General features: G+C 37.5%; 19 protein-coding genes. 5 read left to right on the top strand and 14 right to left on the bottom strand.

Annotated features, from left to right (window positions below; genetic code table 11):
* Positions 1-79: 79 nt before the first annotated feature.
* Entirely contained in the window at positions 80-1,378 is a 1,299-nt protein-coding gene (locus ACIQXJ_RS01005) for a hypothetical protein (protein WP_403048683.1), read from the top strand.
* A gap of 58 nt (positions 1,379-1,436) precedes the next feature.
* Here ACIQXJ_RS01005 and ACIQXJ_RS01000 read toward each other — a convergent pair whose 3' ends face one another.
* Positions 1,437-2,234, bottom strand: coding sequence for an inositol monophosphatase family protein (locus ACIQXJ_RS01000; RefSeq protein ID WP_403048680.1), 798 nt, complete (start codon positions 2,232-2,234; stop codon positions 1,437-1,439).
* Between the two features lie 332 nt (positions 2,235-2,566).
* Positions 2,567-2,764 carry a hypothetical protein gene (locus tag ACIQXJ_RS00995; RefSeq protein WP_173477904.1) on the bottom strand — a complete coding sequence of 66 codons (198 nt, stop codon included), beginning with the start codon at positions 2,762-2,764 and terminating at the stop codon, positions 2,567-2,569.
* A gap of 123 nt (positions 2,765-2,887) precedes the next feature.
* Here ACIQXJ_RS00995 and ACIQXJ_RS00990 point away from each other — a divergent pair, with 123 nt between their 5' ends.
* Positions 2,888-3,514, top strand: coding sequence for a YktB family protein (locus ACIQXJ_RS00990; protein ID WP_403048677.1), 627 nt, complete (start codon positions 2,888-2,890; stop codon positions 3,512-3,514).
* Between the two features lie 542 nt (positions 3,515-4,056).
* On the opposite strand, the gene ACIQXJ_RS00985 is transcribed toward ACIQXJ_RS00990, so the two are convergent.
* Both ACIQXJ_RS00985 and ACIQXJ_RS00980 read right to left on the bottom strand, forming a co-directional pair.
* Positions 4,057-4,344: a UPF0223 family protein gene (locus tag ACIQXJ_RS00985; protein WP_403048674.1), complete on the bottom strand. Its 288-nt coding sequence runs from the start codon at positions 4,342-4,344 to the stop codon at positions 4,057-4,059.
* A gap of 21 nt (positions 4,345-4,365) precedes the next feature.
* Complete coding sequence (locus ACIQXJ_RS00980) at positions 4,366-5,325, bottom strand: NAD(P)H-dependent flavin oxidoreductase (protein ID WP_403048671.1); 960 nt, start codon at positions 5,323-5,325, stop codon at positions 4,366-4,368.
* A 146-nt stretch (positions 5,326-5,471) separates the two neighbouring features.
* On the opposite strand from ACIQXJ_RS00980, the gene ACIQXJ_RS00975 reads away from it, so the two are divergent.
* Complete coding sequence (locus ACIQXJ_RS00975) at positions 5,472-6,941, top strand: aminotransferase class I/II-fold pyridoxal phosphate-dependent enzyme (protein WP_403048668.1); 1,470 nt, start codon at positions 5,472-5,474, stop codon at positions 6,939-6,941.
* A 302-nt stretch (positions 6,942-7,243) separates the two neighbouring features.
* On the opposite strand, the gene ACIQXJ_RS00970 is transcribed toward ACIQXJ_RS00975, so the two are convergent.
* Positions 7,244-8,032 (bottom strand): helix-turn-helix domain-containing protein, encoded by a 789-nt coding sequence (locus tag ACIQXJ_RS00970; RefSeq protein ID WP_403048665.1) that lies wholly within the window; start codon positions 8,030-8,032, stop codon positions 7,244-7,246.
* Positions 8,033-8,222: 190 nt separating this feature from the next.
* Between ACIQXJ_RS00970 and ACIQXJ_RS00965 the strand changes: the two genes are divergently transcribed.
* Positions 8,223-8,819 carry a class I SAM-dependent methyltransferase gene (locus tag ACIQXJ_RS00965; protein ID WP_403048662.1) on the top strand — a complete coding sequence of 199 codons (597 nt, stop codon included), beginning with the start codon at positions 8,223-8,225 and terminating at the stop codon, positions 8,817-8,819.
* Positions 8,820-8,885: 66 nt separating this feature from the next.
* Here ACIQXJ_RS00965 and ACIQXJ_RS00960 read toward each other — a convergent pair whose 3' ends face one another.
* The 7 genes from ACIQXJ_RS00960 to pdhA form a co-directional block, all read right to left on the bottom strand.
* Positions 8,886-9,563, bottom strand: coding sequence for an LrgB family protein (locus ACIQXJ_RS00960; protein ID WP_401009605.1), 678 nt, complete (start codon positions 9,561-9,563; stop codon positions 8,886-8,888).
* Positions 9,556-9,999, bottom strand: coding sequence for a CidA/LrgA family protein (locus ACIQXJ_RS00955; RefSeq protein WP_403048658.1), 444 nt, complete (start codon positions 9,997-9,999; stop codon positions 9,556-9,558). The genes ACIQXJ_RS00960 and ACIQXJ_RS00955 overlap by 8 nt, the downstream gene beginning before the upstream one ends.
* 232 nt (positions 10,000-10,231) lie before the next feature.
* Positions 10,232-11,014 carry an SDR family NAD(P)-dependent oxidoreductase gene (locus tag ACIQXJ_RS00950; RefSeq protein WP_403048655.1) on the bottom strand — a complete coding sequence of 261 codons (783 nt, stop codon included), beginning with the start codon at positions 11,012-11,014 and terminating at the stop codon, positions 10,232-10,234.
* A 122-nt stretch (positions 11,015-11,136) separates the two neighbouring features.
* Positions 11,137-12,552: a dihydrolipoyl dehydrogenase gene (lpdA, locus tag ACIQXJ_RS00945; RefSeq protein ID WP_401009608.1), complete on the bottom strand. Its 1,416-nt coding sequence runs from the start codon at positions 12,550-12,552 to the stop codon at positions 11,137-11,139.
* Positions 12,553-12,556: 4 nt separating this feature from the next.
* Positions 12,557-13,903, bottom strand: a complete 1,347-nt coding sequence (locus ACIQXJ_RS00940) for a dihydrolipoamide acetyltransferase family protein (RefSeq protein ID WP_403048652.1) — start codon at positions 13,901-13,903, stop codon at positions 12,557-12,559.
* 47 nt (positions 13,904-13,950) lie between these two features.
* The gene (locus ACIQXJ_RS00935) at positions 13,951-14,928 is read right to left on the bottom strand and encodes an alpha-ketoacid dehydrogenase subunit beta (protein WP_401009610.1); all 978 of its coding nucleotides are present in this window, start codon (positions 14,926-14,928) and stop codon (positions 13,951-13,953) included.
* Between the two features lie 3 nt (positions 14,929-14,931).
* Positions 14,932-16,047, bottom strand: coding sequence for a pyruvate dehydrogenase (acetyl-transferring) E1 component subunit alpha (gene pdhA, locus ACIQXJ_RS00930; RefSeq protein WP_401021436.1), 1,116 nt, complete (start codon positions 16,045-16,047; stop codon positions 14,932-14,934).
* A gap of 395 nt (positions 16,048-16,442) precedes the next feature.
* On the opposite strand from pdhA, the gene def reads away from it, so the two are divergent.
* The gene (def, locus tag ACIQXJ_RS00925; RefSeq protein ID WP_403048649.1) at positions 16,443-17,000 is read left to right on the top strand and encodes a peptide deformylase; all 558 of its coding nucleotides are present in this window, start codon (positions 16,443-16,445) and stop codon (positions 16,998-17,000) included.
* A gap of 321 nt (positions 17,001-17,321) precedes the next feature.
* On the opposite strand, the gene phnX is transcribed toward def, so the two are convergent.
* Positions 17,322-18,110 carry a phosphonoacetaldehyde hydrolase gene (gene phnX / locus ACIQXJ_RS00920; protein WP_403048646.1) on the bottom strand — a complete coding sequence of 263 codons (789 nt, stop codon included), beginning with the start codon at positions 18,108-18,110 and terminating at the stop codon, positions 17,322-17,324.
* Positions 18,100-19,200 carry a 2-aminoethylphosphonate--pyruvate transaminase gene (gene phnW / locus ACIQXJ_RS00915; RefSeq protein WP_403048643.1) on the bottom strand — a complete coding sequence of 367 codons (1,101 nt, stop codon included), beginning with the start codon at positions 19,198-19,200 and terminating at the stop codon, positions 18,100-18,102. Before phnW ends, phnX begins: the two co-directional genes overlap by 11 nt.
* Between the last annotated feature and the right edge of the window lie 2 nt (positions 19,201-19,202).

Here is a 19,202-nt window from a genome sequence, read left to right as displayed (position 1 = left end):
TAGCATGTGTCCTTAATACAAAGAAACCATATTTTTAGAATATTTTCAATATTTAATTTTAAATTAAGGAGATAACACTATGTATAAAATTAATGTTTTCACTGCTAAATTGTCCCTCTCATGGGTGCAGCAACTCGAAAAAATTAAGCCATCTTTTTGTGAATTTCATTACCATTCCTACACTGATTTTGAACATTTATATACACTGTTAGAGCAACATTTAACAGCAGGAGACGGTGCACTTTTTAGCGGGCAAATTCCATATTTTTTTACACAAACAAATTTTCCAAACATGGCTATACCTATGCTTTATTTTGATATTTCAGAACGTGATTTTTACCGTGTCTTAACTGAGTTATTTTACGAGAATAAAATTGCTATGAATCGAATTGCCATTGATTTTTGTTATGAGGAAAACGACTACCTCGGCATTCATGAATGGTCAATAGGAAGACAGCCTTATCTTTTTAGTCAAACTATGAATGAGTACGCAAGCAATGATATTGTTGATAAAGTTGCGAACTGGCATATTCAGTTACATCGCGACAATAAAGTAGATTTAAGTTTTACTCGTATTGCAGAGATGCGGGAGCGATTGGCACACCAAAATATTCCGTTTATCGCTTTTCATCCATCACTCCATGCCATGCAATTAACATTGGATCAGTTGGTGAATCAGCTACACCTTCGACAACTTGAGCAAAATAAAGTAGTCGTTGTACATATTTTAATTCCGATAGATAAATCTAATATAGATGAATTAGAGTATCGACAAATTGCTTTATACAAAGCCATTTTAGATTTTAAGCAACTTTATGCCAGCACCTTTATAGTGCATCGAGAAGCTTCCTATATCGCAATTATCACAACATATAAGCAATTTTTAATGACAACCAATGATTATACACATTGTCAACTCGTAGATTTTTTAGATGATAAATTACTATTTCCTGTAAAAATAGGATGGGGCATTGGCAACTCTCTAACCGAAAGTCAGAAATTTGCAAAAAAGGCTGCAACACTCTGTTCTTCAAAGGAAACACAGGGCTTTATTATTGAAAATGCAAAAGAAATTGGTCCGTTACTTTACGGAGCCTTATTGCAGTTTGATAACGAAAAACAGCAGCGCTTAAAAAAATTAAGCGCTGACCATGATATCCCTTTATTACAATTGCAAAAAATTGAGGCTGTTATGGAAAGATTAGCAACAACTATCGTCAATGGGGAACTATTAAGCACACATTTAGGCATTACTGTGCGCTCTGTAAACCGCATTTTAAAACAACTCCATGAAAAGAATTTAGCGGTCGAATTGCCAAGTCTTACTTCAACCACACGTGGACGTCCAAAAAAATACTATCAACTCAATTTATATTAGCGTCAAAAAAAAAACTGTTTAGGAAAAAGCTATTCCTAAACAGTTTTTTATGTAAAAGCTAAACATCATAAGGCACAATATATTTTCCTAATAATTCCTGGTGAATGGCAGGATTAGCAATAATAAATGTATCCTGATGCAGGAAATCAAAGCCTTCCCCATGTAAATTCGTTGCGATAGCTCCAACTTCCTGAGCAATGATTATTCCTCCAGCGATGTCCCAAGGAGATAGTCGCATCGACACATAAGCATCTAGTTTCCCACTGACAACAAAGGCAATTTCCATTGCAGCGGAGCCATAAGAACGCGTACCTCGCACTTTTCGAACTAATTCTATTACTTTTTCATGATGTATATGTCGATTTGGTGCAACCCAATGTGCATTAATGCCAATAACAGATTCTTCAATTTTTACAGGCTGTAACTTGCGCAACGGCGAGGCATTATACCAAGCTCCTTCTCCTGCAATTGCATTGAATAAGTCTTCACGCATTACGTCATATATGTAACCAAGTTTCCCTACACCATCAATAAATATTCCAATAGAAATCATGAAGTGACGATGTTGCTTTACAAAATTCATTGTTCCATCAATCGGATCAATAATCCATACAACACCATCTAATGATTCGACTTTTTCTCCCATTCCCTCTTCGCCTAAAATTTTATAGGTAGGGTCAAAAGATTTAATTTTTTCAATGAAAAATAATTCTGTTTCTCGGTCTATATTTGTAACAAGGTCATTCGCATTCGATTTTGTCTCGATCACTAAATTATACGAAAATGCATTACGAATACGTTTAGCTGCTTCAACAATGATACTTTTCGCGTATTGATCGATTTGCTTTAAATCCATAAAAACCCACCCCTCGAATATAGAAAACATTCATGCTCGTTCACACACGCATTTTGCTAGTCCTTGGCATTCGAGCGACATAGCTACTGTACGCTACGCAATCCATACATTACCCCGTTTCTAGTCATCAAAATGGTATACCCATTAACAGAAAGCGTGAGTTATGTATTATATTACACCTTTCAGACCATTTAATGTGCAATGACACTCACTAAAAATTGAAAACAATTAATTCTATTATGATATATTTTCTATTTTAACCTTTATAACAACAAAAATCACCTGCTGTCAGAATATTCAGCAAGTGATTTTATATGGGGGTTAATTTTTTTTTACGCATAGGCGTGCAAACTTTCCAGCTCCATCTGTATTTCTGCTAGTCGCTTTTTACTTTTTGCTATTTCACCCTCATCTTTTTCATTCATCGCTGAAAATAGTGAGGCTAATTCATAATCAATTTCTAATTGTAGGATGCGTTCATATTGCTTTTCAATGTCAACTTTACGTATAATTTTTACGACTTGTTTCATAAAAGTCACTTCCCTTTTTTATTTTTTTACAAAACCTTATACTATTCGATAAAGTTCTTGTTATAAGATTTTTTCCCATTTTTTTAATAAAATAAACCTTATAATCGAAAGGAGTTACTAAAAATGTCTACCTTAAAATGGACTAATAAAGATTTCAATGTTTTTCAAATAAACGGTTTAGAACAACGGATGGATGCTTTAGATTCCTGTGTACGTCCAAAATTCAATAAACTAGGAGAAAACTTCTCCGCCTTCTTTTCCAGCCACCTTGGGGAAGAATTTTATCCCCATGTAGCAAAACACGCCCGCAGAACGGTTAATCCACCAAATGACAGTTGGGTTGCATTCGCTCCTTATAAAAGAGGTTATAAAGCGTTGCCTCACTTTCAGATTGGTCTTTGGAGCACACATTTATTCATCGTCTTGGCTATTATTTATGAAGCACCGCAAAAAAATTTAATGGCAGAGCGTTTACTAGCCAACAAAACCTTGCTACAACAGCTTCCGGATGAATTTATTGTTTCTGGGGATCATATGTCGCCTGCTGCAATTTCCTTACAAGAGGCTAAAGAAGAACAACTAGAAGAATTGCTTATACGTCTACGTGATGTTAAAAAAGGGGAATTTTTAGTTGGACGTCATATTCCAAAAGAAGAAGCGATAAAAATGTCTGTTAAACAATTCCAACAACTGACAGAAGAAACATTCCAAACATTACTTCCTATTTATAAAATTATTCAAGGAAAATAATTTGTCGAGTCTCATCATAAAAAATTTGGGATAAAAACCTTACTTGAACAATAATAATTCTTTGAAATGAAAGATCGTGAAACCCGAATTTTATAAGGTTTTACACATTTGGACGAGGTCTTATTGTAGGTCTTTTGAGGAAATGCTCAGCACATCTTGAAGATGTATTGACGATGCATATGGAGGGTATGATAATTTTATATCATTCTTCATTTTTTCATCGCATCGGGAGTGTGGACAAGGTGTTGAACCATCGTCCGTGAACATTTTGTTACAGAAATCGATATTGCTGTAGTTTATGCAAATTAACATTAATTAACACAATATTTCACTTAATGATTTAATTAAATTTTAAATACAAAATATATGAAATCCGCTTCGCTTTCCGTAGGCACAGCCTAAGCAGACCGTTGTTTTGCACTGTTAGTTGTATTATCGTTAATAACGGTTCCTACAGAAAGCATTGCGGTTTTTTTCCCTAACTAAAAAGGCATGCTAGGAAATATCCTAGCACACCTTTTTCACTTTTGACCGCGACGATTTTAACGTCGTTGCTTTGGAACTACTTTAATTAACGTACCATCAGCTGTTTCTTTTGCTTGTTTCACAACTGGATAGCTTACATAGCCACTAGCCTCTTCAAATTCTCGAAAAATTGTTTTTTCCTCAGCTTGTGAAGGAACAATTTCTTTAAAGCGACGATATTTTGCCATCATCACTTCTCGTTTAATGCCCTTCTCATAAGCAAGCTCGATGCCTTCAAAAAATTTAACAACATCAACAATCTCTTCAGTCGACCAATCAATTGAAAACGGATAAGAATATTCCATTTGGACTTTACCACCTTTACATTACTGTCCCCATTTTACCCGGATACTTTCCGCTTCTGCAACCATTCGTGTAATGAGCTCGTCCACTGTTGGAATATCTTGAATCATTCCTGTAACTTGTCCTGCCCAACCAATGCCTGCATCCTTTTCTCCATCATAAATAAAACGCTTATTAGCACTCCCACTAATATAATCTTTCAATGCTTCATAAGTAGGTGTCTCACGCTCTATTTCTAAAATTTTCTCTGTGAAATTACTGCGTAACGCTCTTGCTGGTGCCCCAATGGAACGCTTAATAACAGTTGTATCTGCCTCTGAACTAGTGAGTAATGCCTCTTTATATGCTTGTGATGCATCTACACACTCCTTTGTAGCAATAAAGCGTGTACCCATTTCAATGCCCTCTGCACCAAGTGCATGTGCTGCCATCCAGCCTCGACCGTCACCAATACCACCAGACGCAATGACAGGAATTTTCACACTATCTACAACTTGAGGTACAAGAACCATAGTCCCTACATCGTCACGGCCAAGATGTCCACCACCTTCTTGTCCAACTACCATTACTGCATCCGCACCAAGCTCTTCCGCTTTCTGCGCTTGTCTACGAGCTGCAACAAGTACAAGTTTTTTTATATTTGTTCCTGCAAGTAAATCAAATATCGGTGCTGGATTTCCACCTGTCATTGTGACAACGGGAACATTTTCTTCAACAGCTACTCGCACCATATCCTCATAGCCTGTGCCATGCATACCGATAGCAAAATTCACTCCAAATGGATGATCAGTTAATGTTCTTACTTTATGGATTTCTGCACGCAATGAGTCTGGATCTCGTAAGCTCATTGCAGTTATTTGCCCTAGACCGCCAGCATTCGACACCGCGGCTGCTAAATCTGCATAGGCTAAATAGGCTAATCCCCCTTGAATAATTGGATATTTTATTTTTAAAAGTTCGGTGATACGTGTCTCCCAATTCATCGAATCTCTCCTTTCGTACCATACTAACTTCTCGTAATCATGAAAAAATCCCTTTATTTTTTTAATTAAAGTCTATTTTTTCATGTCGTTAGGTGCTATAATTCATTTGTTTTCTTAGATATTATAAAAGTGAGGTGGTACCTGCGTTGTCACAATTAGAGACTCCATTGTTCGACGTATTACTAAAACATCGGAACAGACATCCAATTCAGTTCCATATTCCAGGCCATAAGAAAGGGCACGGTATGGATCCTGCTTTCCGAGAATTCGTCGGCGACAACGTTTTATCAATCGATTTAATTAACATTGCTCCACTAGACGACTTACATTCACCAAAAGGTGCAATCAAGGATGCACAAGCACTTGCTGCAGAAGCCTTTGGTGCTGATTATACATTCTTTTCCGTACAAGGTACTAGTGGCGCCATTATGACGATGATCCTGACCGTCGTCGGTCCAGGTGATAAAATTCTAGTACCACGGAATGTTCATAAATCCATTATGTCAGCAATTGTTTTTGCTGGTGCCATTCCTATTTTTATTCATCCTGAAGTAGATAGTGAATATGGCATTTCTCATGGTATTTCAGCGGAAGCGGTTGAGAAGGCATTAAATGCTTATCCAGATGCGAAGGCTGTTCTTGTCATTAATCCAACATATTACGGCTTCTCAGCGGATTTAAAACGCATTGTCGAAATTGTCCATCGTCGTAATATACCAGTCGTTGTCGATGAAGCTCATGGGGTTCATATTAAATTCCATGACGAGCTGCCCTACTCTGCAATGGAGGCTGGAGCAGATATGGCTGCAACAAGCGTACATAAGCTTGGGGGCTCTATGACGCAAACTTCAATTTTAAATGTACGTGAGGGACTAGTTTCTGCAAAACGTGTACAAGCTGTCTTCTCGATGCTCACAACAACGTCAACATCTTACCCATTACTTGCATCGCTTGACACAGCACGTCGTCAGCTAGCAATTCATGGCTATGATTTAATTGGTGATGCACTGCGTTTAGCAAAAGATGCACGTAAACGCATTAACCAAATTCCACATCTAAAATGTGCAGGTAAGGAAAAGCTTCACTCATCAGCAACATATGATATGGACCCATTGAAGCTGTTAATCAGTGTAAAAGACCTAGGTATTTCAGGCCATCAAGCTGAGGAATGGCTTCGTCACAACGCTAATATCGAAGTGGAATTATCAGACTTATATAACATTTTATGTTTAGTAACATTAGCAGATACAAAAAAAGAAATTAATCTTCTTATTAATGCATTAAGTCGTATGTCAAAAGCTTTCGATTCGGAAGCTGCCATTACCGAAGCAGTAGTCAATGTACCTGAAATCCCAGCACTAGCAATGTCACCTCGTGATGCATTTTATGCAGATACAGAGGTAGTACCTCTTGCAGATGCGGATAATTGTATTTGCGCTGAATTCATAATGGTTTATCCACCTGGAATTCCAATTTTTATTCCCGGGGAAATAATTACGCAAGAAAATATTCATTATATTCAAATGAATATTGAAGCTGGTTTACCAGTTCAAGGACCAGAAGATACAACATTAAAAACGATTCGTGTTATTAAAGAACGCAGAGCGATTATTTAAAACTTCAAAGCTACCTCTTCTAAATACAGTCTTAAGTGCTGTTGATTTCAGTTACGTGCTACGGCTTTCCGCTCAGCACACTGTAAGCTGCAACTCTTGCTAGCGCGCGGTTTATGCGTACTGAGTAGGAGACGCCGCCCCCACTCCAATCAACAAGATAAAAGGTATCAAGTTAAAATTCTTGATACCTTTTGTCGACACGCTGACCCCTTGTAACTACGGAAGAGGAAGCTTTTTAATCTTTTATAGTATCCAGTTCCCATTCCTTCATAACCCCAAATAAACCTGTTCAATAGTAATGATTAGAGGTTATTTAATTTTTTTCTCAATTTAGTCAGTACTGTATTACTTAAGTGTTGAATATGTTCCTTATTTTTCACCAATATTCGATAAGAATCGATTATTGATAATGTACGAATTAACATATAAACACCAACTGCAATGAAAGCAATTAACAATGGATAATAAGGCATTAAAACATATGATGCTACAATTTCTTTTTTTACTAATAAAAAGGAAATACCGCCTGCTACAATCAAGCAAACCCCTACTACCATTATCACCGTATTTTTTTTCTTAACATCTTCATACCTTATGCTCAATTCTTTTAGATAATTTTGGTCAAATATTAATGCTTCTCTTTTTAGAATTGAATAACGATCTTCCTCTATAAAGCCAGCTGTAATCGATCCAATACCAAGAACAACAATAATCGTAATGAGAATGGTATAAATTAATGGATCTTGTTTGAAAAGGAAATAAGGTATAGTAGATAGGATAAGTAGACTAAAACCTATAGCAAAATATTTGGAAATTTTACGTTGAGATAATACATAACCTTCCGCCATTTCTTTACTTACATAATAACCATTGCTATCTTCATGACTCTGTTCAACAGTATCTTTTAGCAAGTAATCTATTGACACTTCGAAAACATTACCAAGCATTAAAAGTTTCTCTGTTTCAGGAAAACCTTGACCATTTTCCCACTTACTAATAGCCTGCCTAGTAGTATTTAATTTTTCAGCTAGTGCCTCTTGTGATAAACCTTTCTCTTTTCTTAATTTAAAAAGTTTTTCACTAAATGTCATATATGGACTCCCCTTTCTGTTATTAATTAAATTTTATAAAAACAATTCCTCTAATTCCATATTTCAGGGAGTGCACTTTGTCAACTTCAGGTTGCAACTGTGTTATTTGGCGCAATTTTTATATTACGAAGCGAAAAATTAGATTAAGTATTAGACATTACTTACAATATTTAAAAAGGGAGTGAAATGAATGAATACATGGGATGAACGTTTTAAAACGGCGGAATATGTTTATGGTGAACAACCAAATGCCTTTATAGAAAACTATGTGGATTATTTAAAGGGGTATGGAACTGTAGAAGCATATGCTGAAGGCGAAGGTAGAAATGCGACTTTTTTAGCATCTAAAGGCCATGCCGTAACTGCCTTCGATTATGCTAAAAACGGTCTTGAGAAAACAGCACAACTAGCGAAAAAGCAAAGTGTTACTGTTAACACTCAACTTATTGATCTACTGCAGGATGAATTACCAGTAGAAAAATTTGATGCTGCGATCATGGTTTTTGGTCATTTTCCTGTAGAACAGCAGCATGACGTTTTTAAACGTATAGTCCATTCTGTTAAACCTGGCGGCCGTATAATGATGGAATTATACTCCACATATCAACTACCATATGCCACAGGAGGCCCACAGAATATAAATTTATTATATAATCCTATTTCTGTTCTTACTTGGTGTCAGCCCTTTAAAATTATACATTTTTTCACAGGTGAACAAATACGAAATGAAGGTAGCTTACACACTGGTCTAGCACATACCATTCAATTTATAATTGAAAAAGATTAGACAAGCTACATTTCGAAAAGACCACATCCCTTTACAAGCACATTATAGCTTGTAAAGGGCCTTTTATTACATAAATAGATAAACAAAGAGTGGACATAGAAACGCCCCTATAATCGCTGTTAACCCCATAGAAAGCGAGCCGACGGATAATTCTTGTTCACCATACTCTCTAAGTTTAACAAGCCCTACACCATGCGAGGCACTTCCTATCGCTACGCCTCTACTAACAGGTGAGTCAATTTTTCCATATTTAATAACTAACGGTCCTATAATAGCTCCAACAAATCCTGCAATCATAACAAAAACTGCTGTTAATGGAGGAATTCCGCCAATCGTTTCACTTACCTGCATACCTACAGGTGTTGTTAAAGATTTTGGCAAGGCTGTTAGCATCCAACTATCCTTTACACCGATCCATTTTAACATTATAAAAATTGTAAGTAATCCGGTAACCATTGCTAGCATTATTCCTGAAAGAATTGAGTACTTATATTTCATAATAATGGCTCTTTGATTATAGAGTGGGTATGCAAGTGCAACAACAGCTGGACCTAGCATTTTTTGTAGCCATTCCCCACCTACCATATAGGTCGAATACGGAATATTAAAGACAACTAAAATCACGGCACTGACAATAGTTGTTGTCACTAAAGGGATCATGATAGGATGTGGGAACCGTTGATAAAGCTTCGTAAATAAAACGAACAGCCCTATCGTACCAAGTACAACTATAAGTTCAATCAACAGATAATTCTCCCTTCCCCTCTTCAACATTTACTTCTTTTTCTTTCTTCGCTAATTCTCTTTTTTCAATCAGTTGGGTCAGCACTCCTGTTAAATAAATAGAAATTAAAGTACTGGCAATTACAGCTAAAATAATGAACAGACCCGTAGTGGACATTAATTCTGGATAATCAATAATACCAACGGTTGCTGGAATAAAAAACAATGTTAAAACGCCAATTAAAAAACCAGCACCATCTTGAATGTATTCTACTTTAATTATTTTAAAATTGAGTAAAAGTGCTAATAACAGTAATCCAATTACACTTCCAGGAAGCGGAATGTGCAAGTACGAAACAATGCCCACACCAATGTAATAAAAAATATTGAGAACTCCAATTTGAACAATAATACGGACAGCACGCATTAATATCATAGTAAATTTTTCGTTCAACATTTCGCCTCTTTTCACCTCCTATTACGCTTATTCTACAACTGCAGGAATTTTCTGTCTATTATAATTTTAGAAAAACAATAGAAAAAAAGAGTCAACCTAAAACTTAATAGGTTGCTCCTTTTCGTTCAATTTCGTCTTAATAGCGCAGTCTTTTTCTTCGTTTTTTGTTACATAATGGGATGAAAAACGTAAATATTTTAGTGCATTTTGCTTATCGGTATTTGTCGTTAAACTATAAGGCGTGTCCTGAACCACCGTCTATATTAACAGCAGTACCTGTCACATAACTCGCTGCATCTGATACTAAAAAAGTAATGACATTGGCTGCTTCTTGTGTTTCCCCTACGCGGCCAAGTGGTATCGTTTGACCGACTTTTTGCGAGTAGTCTTCCCAAGTTAATTCTGGTACTTCTTTTTTCCATAGCTTCTCAATTTGATCACTTCGAATTAAGCCAATACACACTGAATTCACACGGATATTATCTTTCCCTAAGTCCTTGCTCATCGCTTTCGTTAAAGCTAGTCCAGCTGCACGGCTAACTGTTGTAGGAAGTGAACTGGCAGGAGGCGTTTTAGCCATCACTGCCGTTACATTAACAATTGCTCCCCCGCCAACCTTTCGCATATGTGGTACTGCATATTTGGAACAATTAATAGCACCAAATACTTTTAAATCAATATCAGCTTGCCACACTTCACTGCTAACCGTTTCAAATGGATTGGCTGACGCTGTACCGGCATTATTAATAACTATATCAATACGCCCAAAATGCTCTACTGTACGCTCTATAAGTCTCTTACAATCTTTTTCCTTCGTGATATCCGTCGGAACAAATAACACTTCTTCACCCGTTTCGTTTTTAATGCACCCAGCGGCTACTTGTAGCTGTTTTTCGCCACGTGCACTAATAACTACATTCGCTCCTTCTTTCACAAGCTGCATCGCCGTATAATAGCCTATACCTTTACTTGACCCAGTAATAATCGCCACTTTTCCTTTTAAGCCTAATTCCATTTCGTCCCACCCCTATTTTTTCGAATAGTCATTCAATAGTTTTACTGTATCAAAGTTAGTAGAATTATACAAAAAAACGACTATAAAGCATGGATGCTTTATAGTCGTTTATATGTGATCAATTATTTTTTAGCTACAATATGGATTGGGTTGCCTAGTAATACTTCAGCAGCTTCCATCGTAATTTCACCTAATGTTGGGTGAGCATGAATTGTTAACGCGATATCTTCAGCAGTCATGCCGCCTTCGATTGCTAAGCCCATTTCAGCGATCATATCAGATGCACCTGCACCTACGATTTGAGCACCGATTAATAAGCCATCTTCTTTACGCGCAACTAGTTTCACAAAACCTTCTGTTTGGTTCAATGCAAGCGCACGACCATTTGCTGCGAATGGGAATTTTGCTGCAGTATATTCAATACCTTCAGCTTTAGCTTGATCTTCGTTATAGCCCACTGTCGCCATTTCTGGATCAGTGAAGCATACAGCAGGAACAGCTAAATAATCTACGATTGATTTCTCGCCAGCGATTGCTTCAGCAGCAACTTTACCTTCATAAGAAGCTTTGTGTGCAAGCTGTGGACCCGCTACGATGTCACCAATTGCATAGATGTTTGGAATATTTGTACGGCATTGTTTGTCAACATTAATTAGACCACGTTCGCCAAATTCAATTCCAACACCTTCAAGACCCATTTCATCTGTATTTGGACGACGACCAACTGTTACTAATACATAATCAGCTTCGACTTTTTTCTCTTCTCCGCCAACTTCATATGTTACAACTACGCCGTTTTCTGTTTCTTCAACGCCTTTTGCAGATGCGTTTACTTCAATTTCAACGCCTTTCTTTTTAAGGCCTTTTTTCACGATTTGTGTCATTTGTTTTTCGAAACCAGCTAAAATGTCTTTGCCGCCTTCGATAATTGTTACTTGTGAACCTAGGTTTGCATAAGCTGAGCCTAGTTCTGTTCCGATGTAGCCTCCGCCGATCACAACTAATTTACCAGGTACTTCTTGTAAAGAAAGTGCGCCAGTAGAGTTTAGGACACGGTCAGAGAATTTAAAAGTTGGAATTTCAACTGGACGAGAACCTGTTGCGATAATCACATTGTTAAATGTGTAAGTTTGAGCAGATTCACCATTGATGATACGCACTGAATGAGCGTCAACGAAATATGCTTCACCTTGTACAATTTCAACTTTATTACCTTTAAGTAAGCCTTCAACACCGCCAGTTAATTTTTTAACAACGCTGTCTTTAAAAGCTTGTGCTTTTGAAAAGTCTAGTTTCACATCAGAAGCGATGATACCCATGTCATCTGAATGTTTAGCATGCTCAAAGCGGTGACCAACTGAAATTAATGCTTTTGATGGGATACAACCTACGTTTAAGCACACACCACCAAGTACATTTTTTTCAACGATTGTTACTTTTTGGCCAGTTTGAGCTGCACGAATTGCTGCTACATATCCTCCAGGACCTGAACCAATGACAAGAGTATCTGTTTCGATTGGGAAATCTCCTACTACCATTTTGTTACGCCTCCATTAATAATAATTCTGGCTCACTTAACAAACGCTTTAAGTGATTTAAAGCATTTTGCGCAGTGGCTCCATCGATCATGCGATGATCAAAGCTCAATGATAATGCTAACACAGGTGCAGCTACAATTTCACCATTTTTTATTACAGGTTTTTCTGCAATTCGACCAATACCTAAAATCGCTACTTCAGGGTGGTTAATTACTGGAGTAAACCATTGACCACCTGCAGAACCGATATTCGTAATAGACATTGATGCACCTTTCATTTCATGTGGTGCAAGTTTACCATCACGTGCTTTTGTTGCTAAGTCATTAATTTCATTTGAAACTGCGAATACAGATTTGCGATCTGCATGCTTAATAACTGGAACTAGCAAGCCTTTTTCAGTATCTGCCGCAATACCAATATTGTAGTAATGCTTTTGAACGATTTCTTGTGTTGCATCATCTAATGAGCGGTTAAATTCTGGGAATTCACGTAAAGTTGAAATAAGTGCTTTCACTACGTATGGTAAGTACGTCAATTTCACACCTTTTTCAGCAGCGATATCTTTGAATTTTTTACGATGTGCTACAAGAGCTGTTACATCAACTTCGTCCATTAGTGTAACGTGTGGCGCAGTTTGTTTTGAATGCACCATTGCTTTAGCGATTGCTTTACGAATGCCAGACATTTTTTCACGTGTTTCTGGGAAGTCGCCTTCAAGAACAACAGGTGCAGCAGGTGCAGTTTCTTGTTGAGCAACCGCTTCTTCATTTGCAACTGGAGCTTCTTCAGGCTGTACTGCTCCACCGCCATTTAGGAAATTCTCAATATCTTCTTTTAAAATACGACCATTTTTGCCAGTACCCGTTACTTCATGAATATTCACATCGTTGTCTCGAGCAAATTTGCGAACTGAAGGCATAGCAATGACGCGTTTCGAACTATCAGTTGTTTCTTGCTTTACTGCTACCTCCGCTGTTGCTGAAGCTTTTGGAGCTTCTTCCTTAGCAGCAGGCGCTTTTGCTACATCTTGACCAGCTTCAGCAGTTGACTGTACTTGTGCCTCTGTCTTCGCTTCCGCATGATCGTCACCTTTTAGCTTCAAATCTTCATAACCAGGAGCATCTAAACGAATTAATACATCGCCAACAACAGCAACTGTACCTTCTGCTACTAATATTTCCTCTACTTTGCCTTCAACAGGTGAAGGAATTTCTACGACTGCTTTATCATTTTGGACTTCACAAAGGATATCGTCTTCTTTTACTGTATCCCCAGCTTTAACGAACCATTTTACAATTTCGCCTTCGTGAATACCCTCGCCAATATCCGGTAATCTGAATTCAAATGCCATGTGTACCCATCCTTTCTCTTTGCTCTTCTTCAAATATGCAAGTTACATTAGAATGTTAAAACTTTTTTCGCTGTTTCCATTACATCTTTATAATTCGGTAACCAAACACCTTCAGCTTGTGGGAATGGGTACACTGTATCCGGTGCTGCTACACGAAGAACAGGAGCCTCTAAGCTCAAAATTGCACGTTCTGTAATTTCAGCGACAACATTCGCAGCAATACCTGCTTGTTTTTGTGCCTCTTGAACAACGATTGCTCGGCCTGTTTTTTCAACTGACGCAATGATTGTTTCAACATCAATTGGTTGAATTGTACGTAAATCAATAACTTCTACAGAATGTCCTTCTTTTTCTAGTTCTTCTGCAGCCTTTAAGCTTTCGTGTACCATTAAGCCATATGCAACAATTGTTAAATCTTTACCTTCACGTTTTACATCAGCCTTACCTAGCGGAATTTCGTATGCTTCCTCAGGTACTTCTTCCCGGAATGAGCGATATAATTTTAAATGCTCTAAGAAAATAACTGGATTATCATTTCGAATAGAAGAAATAAGTAAACCTTTAGCATCGTAAGGTGTTGATGGTACAACTACTGTTAAACCTGGTTGAGCTGTCATTAAACTCTCTAAGCTGTCAGAGTGCATTTCTGGTGTATGCACACCGCCGCCGAATGGAGAACGAATTGTTACAGGTGCATTATACACACCACCGCTACGGTAGCTTAAACGTGCTAATTGCCCACTGATAGAATCCATTACTTCATATACGAAGCCGAAAAATTGAATTTCTGGAACTGGACGGAAACCTTGAAGAGAAAGACCGATCGCTAACCCGCCGATACCTGACTCTGCTAATGGTGTATCAAATACACGGTCAACACCAAATTCTTTTTGTAGGCCTTCAGTTGCACGGAAAACCCCACCGTTGACGCCTATATCTTCTCCGAATAAAAGAACATTTTCATCATTCTTTAATTCTGTGCGAAGAGCATCTGTAATTGCTTGAATCATCGTCATTTGTGCCATAGGTTATTTCGACTCCTTCTCTTTGTAGATTTCATACTGTTCTTTTAAATTAGATGGCATTTCGCCTTTATACATATTTTCCATTAATTCTGTAACTTTTTGCTTAGGTGCAGCATCAGCTTTTTTGATTGCGTCTTTAATTTCTTCTTTCGCGCGCTCGATAACAGCCTCTTCTTTTTTCTCATCCCATAAACCTTTACCCTCTAGGTATTTACGGAAACGAACTAGAGGATCTTTTTGAGCCCATTCGTTATCTGTATCTGATGTACGGTAACGTGTTGGGTCATCCCCAGCCATAGTATGTGGGCCATAACGGTAACACATTGTTTCAATGAAAGTTGGACCTTCACCATTAATTGCGCGTTCACGTGCATCACGAGTTGCAACATAAACTGCAAGCGCATCCATACCATCAACTAAAATACTTGGAATACCTGCTGCAATACCTTTTTGTGCAATTGTTTTTGCAGCTGTTTGTAATTCACGTGGTGTTGAAATCGCGAATTGGTTATTTTGTACGATGAAAATTGCAGGCGCTTTAAATGCACCAGCAAAGTTTAAACCTTCATAGAAATCACCTTGTGATGAACCACCATCACCTGTATAAGTAATTGCTACTGCTTTTTTACCTCGTTTTTTAATACCAAGTGCCACCCCAGCAGCTTGGATATATTGAGCACCAATAATGATTTGTGGAGCTAGTACGTTTACGCCTTCAGGAACTTGATTCCCCAAGAAGTGACCACGTGAGAATAAAAATGCTTTATCTAACGGTAAACCATGCCACACAATTTGTGGTACATCACGGTAACCTGGTAAAATCCAATCTTCTTTTTCTAATGCAAAATGAGAAGCAAGTTGTGATGCTTCCTGACCTGCTGTTGGTGCATAGAAGCCTAAGCGACCTTGACGGTTAAGAGAAATGGAACGTTGATCTAAAATACGTGTATATACCATACGCGTCATTAACTCAACTAACTCTTCATCTGATAATTTCGGATCTGCCTCTTCATTTATAATTTCGCCTTCTTCGTTCAAAATTTGAAACATTTCAAACTTTTCTTCGATTTCAGTTAGCGTTTGTTTTGGATCAAAAATATTATTGTTTTTCTTGCTCATTTGTCACATCTCCCTTTCAACTGTATTAAAATAAATCACTTTTAAACTAGTACAACTTATTCTTAGCACTCAGTATACTGAATAAAATACTGTCGGTCAATCATATATTACGCCTAATACCAAAGAATTTTTCTACAAAAACGATTATTACAGACTGTTCCATACTGTATTACTAACTACATAAATCTGTATTACAACAACATTCATCAAGCGCACAAACATTACGTTTCAATACATAATTACCAATAGTAGAATACCCCAGTTCTCTATAATCTAATAGCAACATAAAATATTTTTAAGTTTATTCAAATAAAGTCTTTTTTCATGTGCATGTTTTGACGGGTGATGTATACTTATAAGTAAGGTAATACAAAGATTGAAAGGAAGATTTACTCATGATTTTAATGGATGATATTATTCGAGAAGGCCATCCGACTCTACGCACAAAAACAGAGGAAGTTCTATTCCCTTTAACTGATGAAATAAAACAGCTTGCTGCAGATATGCTTCAATTTTTAATTAACAGCCAAGATCCGGAAATAGCTGATAAGTATGATTTGCGTAGTGGCATCGGTTTAGCTGCTAATCAAGTAAACAGCTTACATCGAATGTTCGCTCTTCATTTGAAAGACGAAAACGGCGAACAACTTAGCTTTGTTGCTATCAATCCTAAAATTGTTAGCCACTCTGTTGAAAATACCTACCTTCCAACTGGCGAAGGTTGCTTATCTGTTGATCGTAATGTACCTGGTTACGTGCCTCGTCATGCACGCATTACAGTGAAATTTAAAACAATCGACGGTGAAGAGAAAAAAATGCGTCTATCGGGCTTACCAGCTATTGCATTCCAGCATGAATTAGACCATTTAAATGGCGTCATGTTTTATGATCGTATCAATGAAAAAAATCCATTTGCAGAAATTCCAAACGCTATTCCTTATGAACGTGACTAAGATAAGCTTCTTCGAAACGCTGACTCATCAAAGGCAAAGTGTTCGTCAATTAAATATTATTAAGAAGAACTTAGCTAGTCCCTCTCTTTTGCAATAGATAATATTTTGCAGAGGGCATTAGTTGATGGTAGCGAAGGCGGTGACTCCTGTGGGAACGCACGCAGCGTAAGCAGCAACAGTCGGCACGATAGCGACGGTTGCGGCTTCCGTGTGTGCCCGCGGAAAGCAACCGCCGTAGCGGACACCAATAGCAAAAAGTGTTAGATTGACTGCAGTCAATCTAACACTTTTTTTCTTTTATATTTTTGCTAGAAGCTAATTTTAAACTAATCGTTCATTAATCTTTTCTATTAGTGCAGGTAGCTCTTCCATTGTTTGGACAGTATAATGCGCGCCCACTTCTTCAAAAATAGCTTTGGTTCTTTCGATTACAGCGACTTGCTCTTCATCAGATAAGCCCATAAATTCCTGTTCCGTTAAACCCATTTCTGAACTACCGATGATGACACCGACAGCCCAAACGCCAGCATTGAGAGCCTCTTGAATATCTGAAGTAGTGTCCCCAACTTTAACAATTTGCTTTGTTGCTTTCACACCAAGCTCCTCGATATTTCTAAAAATCATATAAGGATACGGACGCCCTATATCTCCTACGTCAGTTGGCGTGACTAAAAAATCAGGCTTATACCCTTTTTCCTGAGCGTGATGTGTCACTACTTCCATCATAGATTTAGTATAGCCTGTTGTAGAGCCTATGCTTATTCCTGCCTGTTTTAAATGATTAACCGTTTCTATTACATATGGGATTGGATCAGTGTACATTGCTAGTGATTCCATTAACTTCGTTTCAAACTGCGAATATAACGCTTGTACATCATGTTCTGTATAGGCACGTCCATATACTTGTTCCCAAGCCTCACTTATTCTAGCCATTTCAAGCATTGTTCGAATATGATCAATTTTTAACATCCCCATAGGTTTACGCGCTTCTTCCAGCGTCACCGTTACACCTGCATCTTCAAAAATTGTAAGAAAAACATTTACTGGAGCAAAACATCCGAAGTCAACCGCCGTACCTGCCCAATCTAAAATTACCGCTTCAATTTTCATTATTTTTCACCGCCATATAGTTTTCAATAACATTGCATAATGCATTAATATCTTCCTCGTGAACATCCCCTATATTCCCAATTCGGAATGTATCGAATTCAGTTAATTTCCCTGGATAAATAACAAAGCCAGCTTGTTTGATCTCATGATAGAAATGATCAAAAGAAAATGCTTCATAAGGATATAAAAACGTTGTAATAATAGGTGATTGAACTTCCTCAGAAATGTAAGCCTTAAATCCACATTCCGACAATCTTTCACGCAGCATTAGATTGTTTTTAGCATAGCGTTTGTAGCGCGCCTCAACTCCACCTTCTTCAGCTAGTTCCTCAAGTGCCTTGGCAAAAGCCGCTACAACATGTGTCGGGGATGTAAAACGCCATTTACCATCTACTTTCATCACTTGCCATTGACTATATAAATCTAATGCAACACTTTTAGCTATCCCTTTACATTGTTCTAACGCTTCAATTTTCGCAATGACAAATCCAAAACCCGGAACGCCTTGAATACATTTGTTAGCACTACTTATTAAAAAGTCAATTTGACCGTTTGACAAATCCATCGGCACACCACCAAAGCTACTCATCGCATCTACAATAAATATTTTATTGAACGATTGAACAACTTTTCCTATTTCATCAATGGGATTTAATATCCCCGTTGTTGTCTCACAATGTACAACAGCGACATGTGTAATAGTAGGATCATTTTCTAGTATATTTCGCACTTCTAAAGGGGATGGTTGCTCATTATACGGTACACAATAAACAACATGCTGTAATTGAAGGGCTTTCGCCATTTCTACTATTCGTTCCCCATATGCACCATTTGTTAAAATAAGGACTTTATCAAGGTCACAAATAGTAGTCGTTAGTACAGACTCAACAACGAAGCTTCCACTTCCTTGCATTAGCACGGCTGAATAATTTGTTTCATCTACTTGCGCTAGTTCTACTAACTTTTTACGTATTGTTTGTGTAACTTGCTTATAGTCGTCATCCCATGTACAGCGATCCATTAACATCTCCTTTTTTACTGCTTCTGTTGTTGTTAATGGACCTGGTGTTAATAATTTGTAGTTATTCATGT

The sequence above is a fragment of the Lysinibacillus sp. NPDC097868 genome (assembly GCF_044761135.1).
Lineage (GTDB): Bacteria > Bacillota > Bacilli > Bacillales_A > Planococcaceae > Lysinibacillus.
The sequence above is the reverse complement of the archived record's forward strand: the minus strand, read 5'-3'. Positions and strand labels throughout refer to the sequence as shown.

Coding starts and splice junctions, on each gene's coding strand:
- ACIQXJ_RS00990 (WP_403048677.1), top strand. CDS start 2,888: ATGTCTACCTTAAAATGGACTAATAAAGATTTCAATGTTTTTCAAATA.
- pdhA (WP_401021436.1), bottom strand. CDS start 16,047: ATGAGCAAGAAAAACAATAATATTTTTGATCCAAAACAAACGCTAACT.
- phnX (WP_403048646.1), bottom strand. CDS start 18,110: ATGAAAATTGAAGCGGTAATTTTAGATTGGGCAGGTACGGCGGTTGAC.
- ACIQXJ_RS00995 (WP_173477904.1), bottom strand. CDS start 2,764: ATGAAACAAGTCGTAAAAATTATACGTAAAGTTGACATTGAAAAGCAA.
- ACIQXJ_RS00940 (WP_403048652.1), bottom strand. CDS start 13,903: ATGGCATTTGAATTCAGATTACCGGATATTGGCGAGGGTATTCACGAA.
- ACIQXJ_RS00950 (WP_403048655.1), bottom strand. CDS start 11,014: ATGGAATTAGGCTTAAAAGGAAAAGTGGCGATTATTACTGGGTCAAGT.
- ACIQXJ_RS00935 (WP_401009610.1), bottom strand. CDS start 14,928: ATGGCACAAATGACGATGATTCAAGCAATTACAGATGCTCTTCGCACA.
- ACIQXJ_RS01000 (WP_403048680.1), bottom strand. CDS start 2,234: ATGGATTTAAAGCAAATCGATCAATACGCGAAAAGTATCATTGTTGAA.
- ACIQXJ_RS01005 (WP_403048683.1), top strand. CDS start 80: ATGTATAAAATTAATGTTTTCACTGCTAAATTGTCCCTCTCATGGGTG.
- ACIQXJ_RS00970 (WP_403048665.1), bottom strand. CDS start 8,032: ATGACATTTAGTGAAAAACTTTTTAAATTAAGAAAAGAGAAAGGTTTA.
- ACIQXJ_RS00965 (WP_403048662.1), top strand. CDS start 8,223: ATGAATACATGGGATGAACGTTTTAAAACGGCGGAATATGTTTATGGT.
- ACIQXJ_RS00980 (WP_403048671.1), bottom strand. CDS start 5,325: ATGAATTGGGAGACACGTATCACCGAACTTTTAAAAATAAAATATCCA.
- ACIQXJ_RS00955 (WP_403048658.1), bottom strand. CDS start 9,999: ATGTTGAACGAAAAATTTACTATGATATTAATGCGTGCTGTCCGTATT.
- lpdA (WP_401009608.1), bottom strand. CDS start 12,552: ATGGTAGTAGGAGATTTCCCAATCGAAACAGATACTCTTGTCATTGGT.
- def (WP_403048649.1), top strand. CDS start 16,443: ATGATTTTAATGGATGATATTATTCGAGAAGGCCATCCGACTCTACGC.
- ACIQXJ_RS00985 (WP_403048674.1), bottom strand. CDS start 4,344: ATGGAATATTCTTATCCGTTTTCAATTGATTGGTCGACTGAAGAGATT.
- phnW (WP_403048643.1), bottom strand. CDS start 19,200: ATGAATAACTACAAATTATTAACACCAGGTCCATTAACAACAACAGAA.